The following is a 2,014-nucleotide window of genomic DNA, read 5'->3' as shown; positions in this document are numbered from 1 at the left end:
GCTCCTTATGGAAACGCTGATTAAATCGCCCGGACCCGATCTGATGCTAAGAAAATCCGAACTTTGGAGCACCAACCCAGGTTCAATCAGCGTTTCCTTATGTCCCGCCCTTTCAGGGCTAGGCCGAATAAACAACGCTATCCCAGGGCGTTGCCCTGGGCTGGTATATCACGCCCCTTCGGGGCTTGGTCATGCGCAAGAATAGCTGAAACGGGATACTAGAGAGACTGTGAAAGTATTATGCTAAGGCTCGAATACTTGCCCAGTCTCTTAGAGCGGTGTCACGAGGGGGTGGGCTGGGCGGATTTATGATCAAGGCCCTCCCGTCATTTACCATGAGGCTCCGGAGTCCGATATGAACGCGATCCCTTCTCTCCAGAATGAAAATCCCCAGATTCAGCGCCTGGCCGCACAGCGAGCGCTCTACGCCCAGGCGAAGGTGCTGATGAACTGGCAGTTCCTGATTGCCGGCCCGCTGACGCTCGCCGTTGGTCTTGCGACCATGTTTATCGGTGACCTGGCGGTCCTCGGCGTCGTTTGGGTAATCGGCGTGCTCATCGCGAGTCATGTCTACTTCGAGCCGAAACAGGAGCGTCTGCGTGAACTCGCGGCCAGCATCCAGGAGGCGTTCGACTGTGACGTCCTTGAACTTCCCTGGCGGTCCACCCGTATCGCCGACATGCCGGACGCGGAATCGGTCGCCGACGCCGCGCGCGCCTATTGGACGCGGGGCGGCGATCGCGCCGGACTTACGGACTGGTACGCGCCCGCCGTCGGCCAGCTCCCACTGCACCTCGCCCGGCTGGTATGCCAACGCCAAAATTGTTGGTGGGACGGGCGGTTGCGTCGAGCCTACGCGATGTGGCTGCTGGTCGTGCTGATCGGGCTGCTGGCCGTGATGGTGCTGCTTGGTTGGGCGTTGGGTCTGACGATGGCGCAGCTGCTCATACAGGGTATCGTGCCCTTGATACCCTTACTGGACTTGGGGCGGCGGGAGTATCGGGAACAAATCCGCGCCGCTGAGCGCGTGGATGAGCTCAAGCGGTGCTCAAAGCAATTCTGGGACGCCGCGCTCGACGGGCAGGCGCAAGAGCGCTGCGCGGCCGACGCGCGCGAGTTCCAGGACGCCATCTTCACGCATCGCGGGAGTACCCAGCCGGTGCCGGACCTGCTCTACGACTGGCTGCGCGAGCGCTACAATAGCGGGATGAACGAAGGCGCGGCGCAATGGGTCCAACAAGCCCGCGCGCGGCTCGGGGAGCGCGCTGCGGACGCGAAGGCGGCAGACGGGACCAGCAACCCCCCGCCCGCCGACCCGACCGGGCATGAGGGCGAGCGCGAGGGCGAGAGCGTAGCAGGGACAGTCGCCAAGCCATCCCATGGGGCGGCAGGGAGGGGAACGCTGGAGGTATAACGGCCTTCTGCCGCGCCGCCGCTTAGCGTGGCCCGGCGCGGTCTGGGCGGTGCTGCCGGGTGCATCCAATCGCCGGAGGTGCTTGCTGCTATGACTGAATCCGGGAACTCCAGGCGTCCAAGCTGTCTGATACTCATCGTACTTGGTTTTTCGGCTCTCGTGTTTCGTAACGTGCTGTTTGACAGGTCCCAACGAAAAACCAAAAGCCGAAAACTCAAAACCGTTCCGTATACCATGAACCTGTCGACGCGACATTGGCACGCCCGTGAGGCACGCTTCCTCGGCCTCATTGCGCTCAGCCTGGTGCTGATCGCCCTCGGCCTGGAGGACGCGCTGCGCGCCGCCGCCCAGCCCGGCAGCGGTTACCGGATGCTCGACCGCAAGGCCCTGGAGCGGCGCATCCAGGCCGGGGAACTTAGCGACCGGGAGGCCGGCTGGTATCAGCCATCGACGCCGGACGAGACGGGCGGCGCCGAGTAACGAGTCACGAACAAGTTAAACACAGTCGTTGTCGTTGTCGTTGTCGTAATCGTAATCGTAATCGTAATCGGAGAAGCGATGCACTTTGGGGTGCAAAAGAATCCCGGGCGCTACGATAAT

General features: G+C 62.4%; 2 protein-coding genes. Both read left to right on the top strand.

What is annotated here, in order from left to right; translation table 11 throughout:
- The first annotated feature begins 355 nt into the window (after positions 1-355).
- On the top strand, positions 356-1,414 hold the full coding sequence (locus QZY48_RS14015) for an S-4TM family putative pore-forming effector (RefSeq protein WP_295431669.1): 1,059 nt from the start codon (positions 356-358) through the stop codon (positions 1,412-1,414).
- Between the two features lie 234 nt (positions 1,415-1,648).
- Positions 1,649-1,894, top strand: coding sequence for a hypothetical protein (locus tag QZY48_RS14010; RefSeq protein WP_295431667.1), 246 nt, complete (start codon positions 1,649-1,651; stop codon positions 1,892-1,894).
- Positions 1,895-2,014 lie beyond the last annotated feature (120 nt).

The sequence above is a fragment of the uncultured Thiodictyon sp. genome, from assembly GCF_903828115.1.
Classification (GTDB): domain Bacteria; phylum Pseudomonadota; class Gammaproteobacteria; order Chromatiales; family Chromatiaceae; genus Thiodictyon.
Note: the sequence above shows the minus strand (reverse complement) of the source record. Positions and strands in the feature narration are given on the sequence as shown.